The organism is Brucella grignonensis (assembly GCF_002252505.1).
GTDB classification, from domain to species: Bacteria; Pseudomonadota; Alphaproteobacteria; order Rhizobiales; family Rhizobiaceae; genus Brucella; species Brucella grignonensis.
The window spans coordinates 220,283-235,806 of record NZ_NNRL01000163.1 but is presented as its reverse complement, the minus strand read 5'-3'; the positions used below and the strand labels follow the sequence as shown (position 1 = coordinate 235,806).

The window sequence follows — 15,524 nt, the reverse complement described above, 5'->3', positions numbered from 1 at the left end:
TCGCAAGCCGCTCAATATCCCGCTCTGTTTTTTGTTTGAGTATGATCTTCTCCGAAAACCGGTTCCCACTTTTCGGGATCATACTCCAGCTCCACAAGAAGAATGCCTTCATTGACCTGATCGCCCGCTACAACAGTTACGGAGGCAACCTTGCCGTCGCGCGGCGCGGTCAGTGACAGTTCCATCTTCATCGCTTCCATCGTCACCAGCGGATCGCCCTTGGCGACGCTTGCCCCCTCCACGACGGAAACCAACGCTACCCGCCCCGGCATCGGTGACAGGATGCGGCTTTCGCTCGAAGCATCCTCTTCCTCGCCGACAGACTGCACATGATGAAATATGGTGTCGCGGCCATAAAGTTGCACCGTCACATCATGTCCGATGCGCACAACGGACGCCTCCAAAACACGGCCATCGACAGCAAAGCGAACCAGCCCGTTTTCATGGGAACGGATTTCGATGGTGCCGAAAGCAAAGCCGAAATGTCTGTCACCTTTGGACGTGAAGCTGACCGTGTGGCGCTCGTCATGATGATCGATAAGGGCCGAGCGCGATGCCTCACCCCAAAGCCGGAACCCGCGCAGGCTCGACCATGGATCATCCTTTGCTGGCGCATCCAGAAGATCGAGCGCGCCGAGTGCAGCCAGCGCAAATGCGATGTCCGAAGGCTGCTCATCGGCGAACAGTGTCGCCGTCTCGCGTGCAATCAGGCCGGTATCGACATCACCGATGCGGAAAGCTTCGAGGTTGCAAAGCGCCGACAAAAATTGGCGATTGGTGACGAGGCCGGCAATCCGGGTCTTGTTCAGGCTCGCATCAAGCCGGTTTAGTGCCTCATCGCGCGTTGCACCATGAGCGATGATCTTGGCGATCATCGGATCGTAGAACGGCGTGATCGTATCGCCGGTTCGCACACCGGAATCGACACGCGTATTTTCAGGCGGCGCGAACAAAGCAAGCTTGCCGGTTGCAGGCAGAAAATCCCGCGCCGGATCTTCCGCATAAAGCCTCGCCTCGAAAGCCCAGCCGTTTATGGAAAGTTCGTCCTGTCGTTTCGGAAGCAGATCGCCGGAAGCCACACGCAATTGCCATTCGACCAGATCGAGGCCGGTGATCGCTTCCGTAACCGGATGCTCCACCTGCAGGCGGGTGTTCATTTCCATGAAGAAGAAGCGGTCCGGCCGCAGCCCTTCCGAAACATCGGCGATGAACTCCACCGTGCCCGCGCCGGAATAGCCAATGGCCAAAGCCGCCTTCACCGCCGCCTCGCCCATGGCGGCACGCATTTCCGGGGTCATGCCGGGCGCAGGTGCTTCCTCGATCACCTTCTGGTGGCGGCGTTGCAGCGAACAATCGCGCTCGAACAGATGCACGGCATTGCCATGATTATCGCCGAAGACCTGCACCTCGATATGGCGCGGCTTGGTCATGTATTTTTCGACCAGCACGGCGCTATCGCCGAAAGAGGCTTCCGCCTCGCGGCGCGCGCTGTCCAGCGCCGCTGCAAAATCCGCCGACTGATGGACGCGGCGCATGCCCTTGCCGCCACCGCCTGCCCGCGCCTTGATGAGCACGGGATAGGTGATGCGATCAGCCTCGCTTTTGAGGAATGCGCCATCCTGATTGTCGCCGTGATAACCCGGAACGACAGGCACGCCTGCCTTTTCCATCAGCGCCTTGGCGGCATCCTTCAGTCCCATGGCGCGAATGGCTTTGGCCGATGGACCGATGAAGACAAGCCCGGCGGCTTCGACCGCATCCACAAAACCGGCATTTTCGGAGAGAAACCCATAACCCGGATGGATAGCCTCTGCGCCAGTTTCCTTCGCAGCCTTGATGATAGCCTCGACATTCAGATAGCTTTGCGCAGAAATGGCAGGGCCGACGCGCACCGCCTCGTCGGCCATCTCGACATGCAGCGCATTGGCGTCGGCATCGGAATAGATCGCGACGGTAGCAATACCCATTTCGCGTGCCGTACGAATGACCCGGCAGGCAATTTCTCCGCGATTGGCAATCAGTATCTTTTTGAACATCTGACGGCCCTTTTACATTCTAAACAAACCAAAACGCGTCGGCTCGACCGGTGCGTTCAGCGTGGCGGAAAGCGACAGGCCAAGCACTTCGCGGCTCTTGCGCGGATCGACAATTCCGTCATCCCAAAGTCGGGCAGAGGCATAAAGCGGATGACTCTGGCGCTCGAACATTTCGAGCGTCGGGCGCTTGAACTCCGCTTCCTCATCCGCCGACCACGTGCCGCCGGTGCGCTCGATCCCGTCGCGCTTGACGGTTGCCAGCACGCCTGCCGCCTGTTCGCCGCCCATCACCGCGATGCGGCTGTTCGGCCAGGTCCACAGGAAACGCGGCGAATAGGCCCGCCCCGCCATGCCGTAATTGCCCGCACCATAGGAAGCGCCGATCAGCATGGTGATCTTGGGTACATTGGCCGTCGCCACCGCCGTCACCAGCTTGGCGCCGTGTTTCGCGATGCCTTCGGCTTCATATTTGCGCCCGACCATGAAGCCGGTGATGTTCTGCAAAAACACCAGCGGAATGTTGCGCTGGCAGCACAGCTCAATGAAATGCGCGCCCTTCAAGGCCGCTTCGGAAAACAGCACACCATTATTGGCGATGATCCCGACCGGCATGCCATAGACGCTGGCAAAACCGCAGACCAAAGTGGTGCCGTAGCGCGCTTTGAACTCATCGAAGTCCGAACCGTCGACCAGCCGCGTGATAACCTCGCGCACATCATAGGGAATGCGCGTATCGGCGGAAACGACGCCCAAAATTTCTTCGGGATCGTAAAGCGGAGCAGCACCATCGCCTCTTGGGATAAACTCACGCTTCTCGCTGTTGAGATTGGCGGCAATGGCGCGCGCAATCTGCAATGCATGGGCGTCGTCGTTGGCAAGATGATCAGCCACGCCGGAAAGCCGCGTGTGCACATCGCCGCCACCGAGGTCTTCCGCGCTCACCACTTCGCCGGTTGCGGCCTTCACCAGCGGTGGACCGGCCAGAAAGATCGTGCCCTGATTGCGCACGATCACCGTCTCGTCGCTCATGGCGGGCACATAGGCACCGCCTGCCGTGCACGACCCCATGACCACGGCGACCTGCGGAATGCCTGCCGCCGACATCTGCGCCTGATTGTAGAAGATGCGCCCGAAATGGTCGCGATCGGGGAAAACCTCGTCCTGATTGGGTAGGTTCGCGCCACCGGAATCGACCAGATAAATGCAGGGCAGACGGTTCTCGCCCGCGATCTCCTGCGCGCGCAGATGCTTCTTCACTGTGACCGGATAATAGGTGCCGCCTTTCACGGTCGCATCGTTGCAGACGATCATGCAGTCGCGACCCGATACGCGTCCGATGCCGGTGATGATCCCGCCCGAAGGCGCCGCACCGCCATACATGCCATGCGCTGCCGTCAGCCCCACTTCCAGAAAAGGTGAACCCGGATCGAGCAATTGCGCCACGCGTTCACGCGGAAGCAGTTTGCCACGCGCGACATGGCGCTCACGCGCTTTCTCGCCGCCGCCATCAATCGCAATGCGTGAGGCTTCCGCCGCCACGTCGATCGCCGCCAGCATCGCCTTGCGGTTGGCCTCGAAACTGGCGCTGCGTGTGGAGATTTCAGATTTCAGAACCGCCATCAACGGGTCTCCTGAAAGAGTTCCCGTCCGATCAGCATGCGCCGGATTTCCGACGTGCCCGCACCGATCTCATAGAGCTTCGCATCGCGCAAAAGACGCCCAGTCGGATAATCATTGATATAGCCATTGCCGCCGAGAGACTGGATCGCCTGCAGCGCCATCTGCGTCGCATTTTCAGCCGTGTAGAGAATGCAGCCCGCCGCATCCTTGCGTGACGTCTCGCCCCGGTCGCAGGCCGCCGCCACCGCATAGGTGTAGGCGCGCGAGGCATTGAAGATCACATACATGTCGGCAAGCTTGCCCTGCATCAGCTGGAACTCGCCAATCGGTTGATCGAACTGCTTGCGCTCATGCACATAGGGCACCACGACATCGAGACAGGCCGCCATGATGCCGAGCGGACCACCCGCCAGCACCACGCGTTCATAGTCGAGACCGGACATCAGCACATTGACGCCCTTACCTTCTGCCCCGAGCAGGTTTTCGGCAGGCACTTCACAATCCTCAAACACCAGTTCGCAGGTGTTGGAACCGCGCATGCCAAGCTTGTCGAGCTTCTGCGCGGTCGAAAACCCCTTGAAACCTTTTTCGACGATGAAGGCGCTGATGCCGCGCGGGCCTGCTGCCGGATCGGTCTTGGCATAAACCACCAGCACATCGGCATCCGGGCCATTGGTGATCCACATCTTGTTTCCGTTGAGAACGTAACGGTCGCCGCGTTTCTCGGCGGCAAGTTTCATTGAAACGACATCGGAACCCGCGCCCGGCTCCGACATGGCGAGCGCGCCGACATGCTCGCCGGAAATGAGCCTGGGCAGATATCTCGCGCGCTGCTCGGCAGAACCGTTTCGCTTGATCTGGTTGACGCAGAGATTGGAATGCGCGCCATAGCTGAGGCCGACGGAAGCGGAAGCGCGGCTGATTTCTTCCATCGCAATGCAATGGGCGAGATAGCCCATGCCAGCGCCGCCATATTCTTCGGGTGCCGTAATGCCGAGTACGCCAAGCTCACCCAGTTCACGCCAGAGATGCATGGGAAATGCATTGTTGCGGTCGGTTTCAGCGGCCAGCGGCGCAATGCGGCTTTCCGCAAAACGGCGCACCGTATCGCGAAGGGCTTCGATCTCCTCGCCAAGACCGAAATTCATGCCCGATGCAAACATACTCGTCCTCCACAAGTTCTGCCCGGCAACCACCGCTTTCGCGATGGGCTATGTTCAGGCCAGAGTGTCCCGTGGCGACCAATTAGGCAATGGCTTTGCGTGGTGTTCTGTGGCTATTTATTACCGGATAACGAAATTTTGTTGCGTCCGTTACCCGGCAACCAAATCAATCCTCATGAAGCGCGGCAATATCGCGATAAAGCTCCAGCGCTTCGGGGTTTGCCAGCGCCTCGCGATTCTTCACATCGCGCCCATGCACTATATCGCGCACGGCAAGCTCCACGATCTTTCCCGACTTGGTGCGCGGAATATCCCGGACAGCAACGATTTTCGCCGGAACGTGACGCGGCGTGGCGCCGGTGCGAATCTTGGTCTTGATGCGCGCCTTGAGGTCGTCGTCCAGCGCGATACCTTCGGCGAGCCGCACGAACAGCACCACCCGCACGTCATTATCCCAATCCTGCCCGATGCAGAGCGCCTCAGCGATCTCCGGCATCTGTTCGACCTGATTGTAGATCTCCGCCGTACCGATACGCACGCCGCCGGGGTTGAGTGTCGCGTCCGAACGACCATGGATGACGATGCCGTCATGCTCGGTCCATTCGGCAAAATCGCCATGGCACCAGATATTGTCGAAGCGCTCGAAATAGGCGGCCTGATATTTCGCGCCTTCGGGATCGTTCCAGAATTGCAGCGGCATGCAGGGGAATGCCTTCGTGCAGACCAGCTCGCCTTTCTCACGGCGCACCGGCTTGCCATCGTCATTCCAGACATCGACGGCCATGCCAAGGCCCGCGCCCTGAATTTCGCCCAGCCAGACCGGCTCCGTCGGAACGCCCAGCACGAAGCAGGACACGATATCCGTACCGCCGGAAATGGACGCGAGATGCACGTCCTTTTTGATTTCCTCATAGACGAAGGCAAAGCCTTCCGGCGACAGCGGCGATCCGGTCGAGGAGACAGTGCGCAGTGCCGAAAGATTATGTGTCTCGCCGGGCTTCAGACCGGCTTTCAACACCGCGTCGATGAATTTCGCCGAAGTGCCGAAATAGGTCATGCCCTCGGCGGCAGCATAGTCGAACAGCACATTGCCGTCGGGATAGAAGGGCGAACCGTCATAGAGCAGAAGTGTAGCGCCGGAGGCGATACCGGAAGCCAGCCAGTTCCACATCATCCATCCGCAGGTGGTGAAATAGAAGAAGCGATCACCGTCGCGAATATCCGCATGCAGGCGGTGTTCTTTCAGGTGCTGCAACAGCACACCGCCCGCGCGATGCACAATGCATTTCGGAATGCCCGTCGTGCCGGACGAAAACAGGATACAAAGCGGATGATCGAAGGGGAGCCGCGTGAACTCGACTTCTTTGGCCTCGAACGGTTCCAGAGCCGCATCAAGCGCAATGCCCTTTTCAGCGCGGTCAGCAACGGCTTCCGCTTCGCCGAGATAGGTGACGATGACGGCACGTTTCAGGCCCGGCAGCTTTGCCGTCACCTCAGCAACCTTGTCGGCAACGTCAATGCGCTTGCCATTATACCAGTAGCCATCGCAGGCGAAGAAAAGCTTTGGTTCGATCTGGCCGAAACGGTCGAGTACGCCCTGCACGCCAAAATCCGGCGAGCATGAAGACCACACCGCACCGATGGACGAGGCGGCCAGCATCAGGGCCACAGCCTCCGGCATATTGGGCATCATGCCTGCCACACGGTCGCCCGGCTGAACCCCCTCCGCCAGCATGAATTGCTGCAGTTTCGAGACCAGCGCGTGAAGATCGTCCCATGTCAGGCGGCGCTCGACCTTGTCCTCACCGCGAAAGACGATGGCTTCCTCGCCACCCTCATGGCGCAACAGGTTTTCGGCGAAATTGAGCCGTGCCTCGGGGAAGAATTTTGCGTCACGCATATGGCCTTTATCGACAAGGGCCGTTTTGCCACGCTCGCCGATAACCTCGCAGAAATCCCATATGAGTGTCCAGAAACCAGCACGATCCTCGACCGACCAGCGATGCAGCCCGGCATAATCCGGCAGGCTCAAGCCCGTGCGCTGTTCTGCGCGAATGCGGAATTGCTCCAGATTGCTGGCGGCGATGCGCCCCGCATCCGGTTGCCATAGTGGGTGGTCATGCGAAAACTGCGTAGGGATTGCGTTGGTGGTCATCATTCCTCCCAGAACCATGCGGAGCTGAAAATCGTCTACAGGTCAGCCTCCAACACGAATTTCTAAAAGAGACTCGCCGCCTCGTCCATGCTTTTGCTAAAAAACATATTTTCTTGATGCAATTCGACATGCTTGAGAATGTATCGCGATAACAACCGGCTCGAGTGCCGATCAAACGGCTCGCTCTGGAAGCGTGAGCTTCGCAGCCTCGTTTTCCCGGTTCTCCCACGCATTGATGCGGGTTACGAGCCAGCGATTGATCGGATTTTCGAAAAGGCGCCAAGCGGCCATTGCTGTGAGAAGACTCACCAGAACACCACCCCCGATCAGCAATACTCCACCCATTGTGGTCTCGGACCAATGTTGCGGAACAGCGTTGAAGAAGACGAGACCTACAAGCGGATGCAGAATGAAAATGCCAAAGCTGTAGCGGGATAGCCTTATCAGCGGTGGGAATCGCAGCGGCGTATAGATGTTTTGTATGGCGGCGAGATAAAACACGTAAAGGCAAAAATAGAGAAAGGCCAAGCGCATCGGACCTTCCAGCGTGGTCAGTTCACCTGCAATATTTTCTGGATGATAAAATAGAAAGATGATCAGACAGGCCGCAAGCGCCACCTTGATAAAGATGGTTGGAACTCGGTAGTGCGCTTGCCGCGCGAGCCACATTCCGAAGAGAAACGACGGCAGAGCGCGTAAAACGCCAATATCAGCGAACTGAATACGGGTGATCGATAATACATCGAGCTTCTGCGCCAGATATTCCCCACCCATGACAGCCACTATGATGACGATCAGGATCAGACCTCCGAGGCGACGGCAGAGAATGTCGAACAACGGAAAGCAAAGATACATCAGGAAGAGTGCGCTCAGCGACCAACTGACGTAATTATAGGAGAATGTTTTTCCGAAACCCCAATCGTGCACAAGCAGCAATTGCGTGAGCCCATCTGACACGCTCATATTCGGTTCTGCGGAAGGATGAAGAACGCCAGCCGCAGCGAGAAGGGACAGGAGCGCGAAGCAGGCAAAAGTCATTGCGTGTAGCGGATAAATCCGCGCCAGGCGCTTACCGACAAACCCAATATAATGTCGCTTACTCCATATATAATTGTCCCGGCGCGCAAGAAACAAACCAGAAACAATAAAAAAGACATCTGTAAAATAAGAGAATGTTAATATAAGCTCTTGCAGATGATCGTTCTTCACGGGAACCCGGAAGGAAAAATGAAAGATTGCAATTCCCAAACACAGCAAAAACCGCAAGCCATCAAATTCAGCAATCCGCTTCATTCAATATATCACTGACAATTGTTTCGACGAAACTACCGTAGCTATATCGAATGAAAAGTCGAGCGAAACTTAATACTGATAAGTACGAAGTCAAATCAGGTGCATGTATGCATGTGATAAATTGAAAAATAGGGAAAATTTGGTGGAGCCAAGCGGGATCGAACCGCTGACCTCTTGCATGCCATGCAAGCGCTCTCCCAGCTGAGCTATGGCCCCATCAGACCTCTTTCGAGGTTGGCCAGACAGGAATTTCTGTCCGGTGTGGCGGCTTATTAAATGGCTCGTTACAGAAGATCAAGAGCTAAATCACAACTCTTTTGGTATCTGTCAAAAATAATTTGCCGATGATGCTCAAGCCACTGTCAAGACAGGCCAAAGCCGCAAACGGAATACTAAAACGCAACAAGGCGGCTCAGTGAGCCGCCTTGTGCAATTCGATCAGCGAAGAGTTGATCAGACTTCTTCGTCGTCACCACCGACGCCGCCGCCCAGAATACCGGAAACGTCGTCGTCTTCATCTTCCTCTTCTTCAAGGAATGTGTCGTCATCGTCATCGCCCAGATCGACGTCATCATCGATTTCCGGCAGATCGTCGCCACCCTTGGCTTCGTCGTCCGCATCTTCGAGAGAAACGAATTCCGGCTTTTCGAGTGCCGTATCCAGTTCTTCCTCTTCAGCTTCCTCTTCAGCCGCACGGCTTTCAGCTACGGTCGCTTCAAAATACGACCGTGGGTACGAAATACCGGTGTAAGGCGAAACAATCGGATCGCGATTGAGATCGTAAAACTTCTTGCCCGTTTCCGGATCAATGCGCTTGGTACCAAGTTCAGCTTTTGCCACGTTTAGCCTCGTGAGTTTTTATCCCTGTCGTGCCTGTGGCACTCCACGCCTCTTGTCGTCCCCGTCGCGCCTGCGATGTTTTACGCCGCTTGTTCATCCGGGTCACAAATTCATTCAAACCGCGTCTGCTACGCTTACATGCTTTAAGCTCGCCATTATACTCCAAACCTTCAATTGGTGAGGAGAAGGCGTAAAGCGCGCCTTACGGTGTTGTTCGGTGCATAAACGCAATTTGCAGCTTTTGTCAAAGCGAAAGACTCATTCTGCTCTCTTAGAACGCCTCAAATCATGCATTGGCGGATGACCCCGCCTTGTTCCTGTGCTAGGAAGCTGCCGCTTTGATCAATCCCGCGTGAATAACGCCCAAATGAGACAGTGAAAAATCCATGTCCCATTCTGCATCCCCGAAACCTGCAATCGCCCGCCATTCAGAGGCACTCAAGGGCGAAATCCGCATTCCGGGTGACAAATCCATTTCCCACCGTTCGTTCATGTTCGGTGGCCTCGCATCAGGCGAAACCCGCATTACAGGCCTGCTGGAAGGCGAAGACGTTATCAATACTGGCCGCGCCATGCAGGCGATGGGTGCAAAGATTCGCAAAGATGGCGATATCTGGATCATCAACGGTGTTGGCAATGGCTGCCTGTTGCAGCCGGAAGCGCCACTCGATTTCGGCAATGCCGGAACCGGTGCCCGCCTCACCATGGGTCTCGTCGGCACCTATGACATGACGACAACCTTTATCGGTGATGCATCGCTGACCTCTCGCCCCATGGGTCGTGTGCTCAATCCGCTGCGTGAAATGGGCGTTCAGGTGAAGGCTGCAGAAGGCGATCGCCTGCCGCTGACATTGACTGGCCCCAAGACAGCCAATCCGATCAGCTATCGCGTGCCGATGGCTTCTGCGCAGGTGAAGTCGGCTGTTCTGCTGGCTGGCCTCAATACGCCGGGCGTTACGACCGTCATCGAGCCGGTCATGACGCGCGATCACACTGAAAAGATGCTGCAGGGCTTTGGTGCCGATCTTATCGTCGAAACCGACAAGGATGGCGTTCGCCATATCCGCATCACAGGACAGGGCAAGCTGACCGGCCAGACCATCGATGTACCGGGCGATCCATCCTCGACCGCCTTCCCGCTTGTTGCAGCGCTGCTCGTTGAAGGCTCGGATGTCACCATCCGCAACGTGCTCATGAACCCAACCCGAACCGGCCTTATCCTCACCTTGCAGGAAATGGGCGCAGACATCGAAATCATCGATCCGCGCCTTGCGGGTGGCGAAGATGTTGCCGATCTGCGTGTGAAATCATCGAAGCTCAAGGGCGTTGTCGTTCCGCCGGAACGCGCACCGTCGATGATCGATGAATATCCGGTTCTGGCTATTGCCGCTTCTTTTGCCGAAGGAGAAACCATCATGGATGGTCTCGACGAATTGCGTGTGAAGGAATCAGATCGTCTTGCAGCTGTCGCACGCGGCCTTGAAGCCAATGGCGTCGATTGCACCGAAGGCGAGATGTCGCTGACGGTTCGCGGTCGCCCCGACGGCAAGGGGCTGGGCGGAGGCACGGTTGCAACTCATCTCGATCACCGCATCGCGATGAGCTTCCTCGTCATGGGACTGGCCTCTGAAAAACCCGTCACTGTTGACGACAGCACGATGATTGCAACCTCATTCCCTGAATTCATGACGATGATGCCAGGCCTTGGTGCGAAAATCGAAGTAAGCGACGCGCGATGACAAGCTTCGTCGTTGCCATCGACGGACCGGCAGCTTCGGGCAAGGGAACTCTTGCCCGGCGCATCGCCATTCACTACGGCATTCCTCATCTGGATACCGGGCTGACCTATCGGGCGGTTGCGAAGGCGCTGCTCGATCAGGGCCTGCCGCTCGATGACGAGGCAGTTGCGGCAGAAGTCGCCCTTAATCTCGATCTGCACGGGATGGACAAGGCCGTGCTTTCGGCCCATGCCATTGGCGAGGCGGCTTCCAAAGTAGCCGTCATGCCTGCCGTGCGGCGCGCACTTGTCGAAGCGCAGCGCAATTTTGCAGCTGCATTGCCATCAAGCGTGCTTGATGGACGTGATATCGGGACCGTTGTCTGCCCGCAAGCCGAGATCAAGCTGTTTGTGACAGCCTCACCGGAAGTTCGTGCACAACGCCGCTTTGACGAGATCCTTGCAAAAGGTGGCACAGCCGATTTCGAAGAAATTCTGGCCGACCTCAAGAAGCGTGACGAGCGCGATATGAACCGTACGGATTCGCCACTGCGGCCTGCGGAAGACGCGCACTTGCTAGATACGAGCGAAATGAGTATAGAAGCGGCATTTCTGGCGGCAAAAAAGCTGATCGATCACGCTTTCGCGCAGCACAAGGCATAATATCAGGATTGTCGCGAGACTTTCTGGTATGATTATGTCCTAGAAATGCTGGATAATTCGGGGTTTGTTCCTATATAGGTCTCACCCGCATTTATAACCTGACTTCGCGTTCCACGCGCCGGTTGTCCCAAAGGGACGGAGCCGAAGGACAGGCCTAACGCAACTCTAACCCCCGGCGCCGCATCCGATGTTGTTTCATACCGGATGCATCAGGAGTATTTATGTCTGAATTCAATCCCTCCCTCGCAGACTTCGAGTCGCTGCTGGCCGAATCCTTTGCCAACAATGACCTTGCAGAAGGTTATGTTGTAAAGGGTCGCATCGTTGCCATCGAAAAAGACATGGCAATCATCGATGCTGGCCTCAAGGTCGAAGGTCGCGTACCGCTGAAGGAATTCGGCGCGAAGGGCAAAGACGGCTCGATGAAGCCGGGCGACGAAGTTGAAGTTTACGTTGAGCGCATCGAAAACGCACTCGGCGAAGCTGTTCTGTCGCGCGAAAAAGCACGTCGTGAAGAAAGCTGGGGCAAGCTCGAGCAGAAGTTCGCCAATGGCGAGCGCGTCGACGGCGTCATCTTCAACCAGGTCAAGGGTGGTTTCACCGTCGATCTGGACGGCGCAGTTGCGTTCCTTCCACGTTCGCAGGTCGACATTCGTCCAATCCGCGACGTTACCCCGCTTATGCACGTCCCACAGCCTTTCGAAATCCTCAAGATGGACAAGCGTCGCGGCAACATCGTTGTCTCGCGTCGTACCGTTCTTGAAGAAAGCCGTGCAGAACAGCGTTCGGAAATCGTTCAGAACCTTGAAGAAGGTCAGGTCGTTGAAGGCGTTGTCAAGAACATCACCGATTACGGTGCGTTCGTTGACCTCGGCGGCATCGACGGTCTCCTGCACGTTACCGACATGGCATGGCGTCGCGTCAACCATCCTTCGGAAATCCTCACCATCGGCCAGACCGTCAAGGTGCAGATCATCCGTATCAATCAGGATACCCATCGTATCTCGCTCGGCATGAAGCAGCTCGAGAACGATCCTTGGGATGGCATCGGCGCGAAGTACCCGATCGGCAAAAAGATCACCGGTACTGTCACGAACATCACCGACTACGGTGCATTCGTCGAAATCGAGCCAGGCATCGAAGGTCTGATCCACGTTTCCGAAATGTCGTGGACCAAGAAGAACGTGCATCCGGGCAAGATCCTGTCGACCACGCAGGAAGTCGAAGTCGTTGTGCTCGAAGTTGATCCGGTCAAGCGCCGCATCTCCCTCGGTCTCAAGCAGACCCTCGACAACCCATGGACCACCTTCGCTCAGAAGTACCCACAGGGCACGATCGTTGAAGGCGAAGTCAAGAACAAGACCGAATTCGGCCTGTTCATTGGTCTCGACGGCGACGTTGACGGCATGGTTCACCTTTCCGATCTCGACTGGAACCGTCCAGGCGAGCAGGTCATCGAAGAGTACAACAAGGGCGAAGTTGTTAAGGCCGTTGTTCTCGACGTTGATATCGAAAAGGAACGCATCTCGCTCGGCATCAAGCAGCTTTCCGGCGACAAGGTCGGTGAAGCAGCAGCTTCGGGTGAACTGCGCAAGAACGCTGTTGTAACTTGCGAAGTAACCGCAGTTACCGATGGTGGCCTTGAAGTTCGTCTGATCGACCACGACCTCGAAAGCTTCATCAAGCGCTCGGATCTGTCGCGTGATCGTGACGAACAGCGCCCAGAACGCTTCACGGTTGGTCAGAAGGTTGACGCTCGCGTCATCGCTTTCGACAAGAAGACCCGCAAGCTGCAGGTCTCGATCAAGGCGCTCGAAATCGCTGAAGAAAAAGAAGCTGTTGCTCAGTACGGTTCGTCCGACTCCGGCGCTTCGCTCGGCGACATTCTTGCTGCAGCAATGAAGAAGTCGGAAAACAACTAAGTTTTCCTACTCCTCAACCAAACATGAGAAAGCCCGCCATTTGGCGGGCTTTTTCTTTTTTAGAGCAATTTTCAACCTCATCTTCCAGAAACTTAAATTTAAATCCAATTATAGAAAGTCACCCTATAGAATAGCCTAATAAACAAGGCACATAGTTGTTATTGATCAAGAAAATTTGATGTGCGAATTCAAAGTTCCAAAAAGTAAATTTTATTGCTACATGGAGTTTCTACGTGAAGAAATTTTTAATACTAAGCTCTTCAATTTTGCTCGCAACTTTGACAACAGGCGCCTATGCGGCTGACGTCGTCAGCGCTCAGGAACCTGCACCATCGTTTGCTGCACCCGTATTTAATTGGAGTGGCGCGTATATCGGCGGACAAATCGACTATTCAATGACGAAGGGCAAATTTTCCTATGCCAACTTTCCTGAAGCGAAAGCCACGGGAAAGGGCTTCCTCGGCGGAATCTATACAGGCTATAATTTCGATGTTGGAAATAACGTAATTTTGGGTGCTGAACTGGACTTTACGGCCGCCTTTAACAAGTCCAAGAAAAATGATGCTTCAGGCTACGCGGCATACGCTACAACGCAGGCCCGCTGGGCTGGCGCAGCGCGCGCACGCGTTGGGTATGCAATGGACCGTTTCCTTCCTTATATTGCAGGTGGTGTAGCCCTAGGTGGTATTAAAGATACTGTCGCGACACCAAACTCAAGCTTTACAAGCGACAAAACGCGTTCCGGCTGGACGATTGGCGGCGGCGTTGACTATGCGGCAACCGATAATGTGGTTCTGCGTCTTGAGTATCGCTACACCGACTTCGGCAAACAAAGCTTCGACTTGAACAATTCAACGAATTACAGCCGGAAGCTATCCACCAACGATATTCGCATTGGCGTCGCCTACAAGTTCTAAATCTTCTGAACTTTCGCATTTTAGCGAATAACGCTTATGAACGGGGCCGTTTTATCTGATACTAACCGGCCCCGCTTCAAAAACGAATAATAGCGCTGTGAGCATACTCACACCACGCCAAGCAAATGGATCAGCGCAAGACTGATGATCCCAAGAACCAGCAGTGAAAGAATGGCCGTGAGTGTCACGCGTCCACCTGCTGAGGCAACAGAACGTACATCAACCCCCAATCCCAGTGCAGCCATCGAAATAATCGTCAAGGCTGTCGATGCGAATTGAATGCCTGGCAGAATTGTGCTCGGGATCAGATGCAGCGAGCGCAGCGCCATCATACCGAGAAATCCGATGATGAACCACGGCACAAGTTGCAGAAAGCCCGGCTTTACTTCCGCGTCCTTGTTGCCTGCCAGAACGGAGAGCGCAAGAATAACAGGTCCAAGCATCAGCACCCGCACCAGCTTGACCAATGTGCCAAGCTGCACGCTGATGGTGGCAACGGGAGCGGTTGCGGCCAACACCTGCGGTACCGCATAGACGGTCAGCCCCGCCAGAATGCCATATTGCGTAAAAGACATTCCGAGCAGCGGCACCAGCAGTGGCAGGAGCAGCACCACAACAACGCCAAGAATAGCCGTGAACGCAATAGAGGCGGCAACATCTTCGCTGTCAGCGCCAATGACGGGAGCAGTGGCGGCTATAGCCGAATTACCGCAGATCGAATTACCGCAAGCAACAAGAATAGCCATGCGGTGAGGCAGTTTTAACAACCGTCCGATGCCATAACTGAATGTGATGGCCATCACCACGACGCAGGCAATCCCGAGTATAAGGCCCGGCCCCGCATCAATGACAGCACTGGCGCTGATGGATGCGCCGAGCAGCACCACTGCAATTTCCAGCAGCATTTTTGCCGAAAAGCTGATGCCCTTGGCAAACTGTTTGCCGGGGCGGAAAATACTTCTGACAGCAGTTCCTAACAGGATCGCCAGGACCAGCGCTTCAAGCCATGCCTTGCCCGTATAGTGCTCCTCGACCTTTTCAAGCCCAACCGCAACCACTGAGACGGCGAGGCTAAGCGCCAGACCGGGGAGAATGTTTTTGAATTTGGTGGCAGTTGCGGTTGTCATGTGGATCGGCATTCAGGTTTTGAGAAATATTTTCCAAGCTGATGCATCATTTCTTCTGTTCATTCCATCGC

At 55.8% G+C, this 15,524-nt stretch carries 11 protein-coding genes and 1 tRNA gene; 4 read left to right on the top strand and 8 right to left on the bottom strand.

Annotation, left to right across the window (positions count from 1 at the left end):
- Window positions 1-11: 11 nt before the first annotated feature.
- From CEV33_RS14935 to CEV33_RS14905, 7 genes are all read right to left on the bottom strand, one after another.
- Window positions 12-2,036 carry an acetyl/propionyl/methylcrotonyl-CoA carboxylase subunit alpha gene (locus CEV33_RS14935; protein ID WP_374816926.1) on the bottom strand — a complete coding sequence of 675 codons (2,025 nt, stop codon included), beginning with the start codon at window positions 2,034-2,036 and terminating at the stop codon, window positions 12-14.
- Between the two features lie 12 nt (window positions 2,037-2,048).
- The gene (locus tag CEV33_RS14930) at window positions 2,049-3,656 is read right to left on the bottom strand and encodes a carboxyl transferase domain-containing protein (protein WP_094541219.1); all 1,608 of its coding nucleotides are present in this window, start codon (window positions 3,654-3,656) and stop codon (window positions 2,049-2,051) included.
- Window positions 3,656-4,804, bottom strand: a complete 1,149-nt coding sequence (locus CEV33_RS14925; protein WP_208620214.1) for an isovaleryl-CoA dehydrogenase — start codon at window positions 4,802-4,804, stop codon at window positions 3,656-3,658. The genes CEV33_RS14930 and CEV33_RS14925 overlap by 1 nt, the downstream gene beginning before the upstream one ends.
- Window positions 4,805-4,985: 181 nt before the next feature.
- Complete coding sequence (locus CEV33_RS14920; RefSeq protein ID WP_094541217.1) at window positions 4,986-6,974, bottom strand: acetoacetate--CoA ligase; 1,989 nt, start codon at window positions 6,972-6,974, stop codon at window positions 4,986-4,988.
- 171 nt (window positions 6,975-7,145) lie between these two features.
- Window positions 7,146-8,267 carry an acyltransferase family protein gene (locus CEV33_RS14915; RefSeq protein ID WP_094541216.1) on the bottom strand — a complete coding sequence of 374 codons (1,122 nt, stop codon included), beginning with the start codon at window positions 8,265-8,267 and terminating at the stop codon, window positions 7,146-7,148.
- Between the two features lie 140 nt (window positions 8,268-8,407).
- Window positions 8,408-8,483 (bottom strand) — tRNA-Ala (locus CEV33_RS14910).
- A 237-nt stretch (window positions 8,484-8,720) separates the two neighbouring features.
- Window positions 8,721-9,107, bottom strand: coding sequence for a TIGR02300 family protein (locus tag CEV33_RS14905; protein WP_094541215.1), 387 nt, complete (start codon window positions 9,105-9,107; stop codon window positions 8,721-8,723).
- A 386-nt stretch (window positions 9,108-9,493) separates the two neighbouring features.
- Here CEV33_RS14905 and aroA point away from each other — a divergent pair, with 386 nt between their 5' ends.
- The 4 genes from aroA to CEV33_RS14885 all read left to right on the top strand — a co-directional run bounded on the left by aroA (window position 9,494) and on the right by CEV33_RS14885 (window position 14,326).
- Window positions 9,494-10,846, top strand: coding sequence for a 3-phosphoshikimate 1-carboxyvinyltransferase (aroA, locus tag CEV33_RS14900; RefSeq protein WP_094541214.1), 1,353 nt, complete (start codon window positions 9,494-9,496; stop codon window positions 10,844-10,846).
- Window positions 10,843-11,487, top strand: coding sequence for a (d)CMP kinase (gene cmk, locus CEV33_RS14895; RefSeq protein ID WP_094541213.1), 645 nt, complete (start codon window positions 10,843-10,845; stop codon window positions 11,485-11,487). The genes aroA and cmk overlap by 4 nt, the downstream gene beginning before the upstream one ends.
- A 221-nt stretch (window positions 11,488-11,708) precedes the next feature.
- Window positions 11,709-13,409 carry a 30S ribosomal protein S1 gene (rpsA, locus tag CEV33_RS14890; protein ID WP_094541212.1) on the top strand — a complete coding sequence of 567 codons (1,701 nt, stop codon included), beginning with the start codon at window positions 11,709-11,711 and terminating at the stop codon, window positions 13,407-13,409.
- A 233-nt stretch (window positions 13,410-13,642) separates the two neighbouring features.
- Window positions 13,643-14,326 carry an outer membrane protein gene (locus CEV33_RS14885; RefSeq protein ID WP_094541211.1) on the top strand — a complete coding sequence of 228 codons (684 nt, stop codon included), beginning with the start codon at window positions 13,643-13,645 and terminating at the stop codon, window positions 14,324-14,326.
- Between the two features lie 107 nt (window positions 14,327-14,433).
- On the opposite strand, the gene CEV33_RS14880 is transcribed toward CEV33_RS14885, so the two are convergent.
- Window positions 14,434-15,453 carry a YeiH family protein gene (locus CEV33_RS14880; RefSeq protein ID WP_094541210.1) on the bottom strand — a complete coding sequence of 340 codons (1,020 nt, stop codon included), beginning with the start codon at window positions 15,451-15,453 and terminating at the stop codon, window positions 14,434-14,436.
- Between the last annotated feature and the right edge of the window lie 71 nt (window positions 15,454-15,524).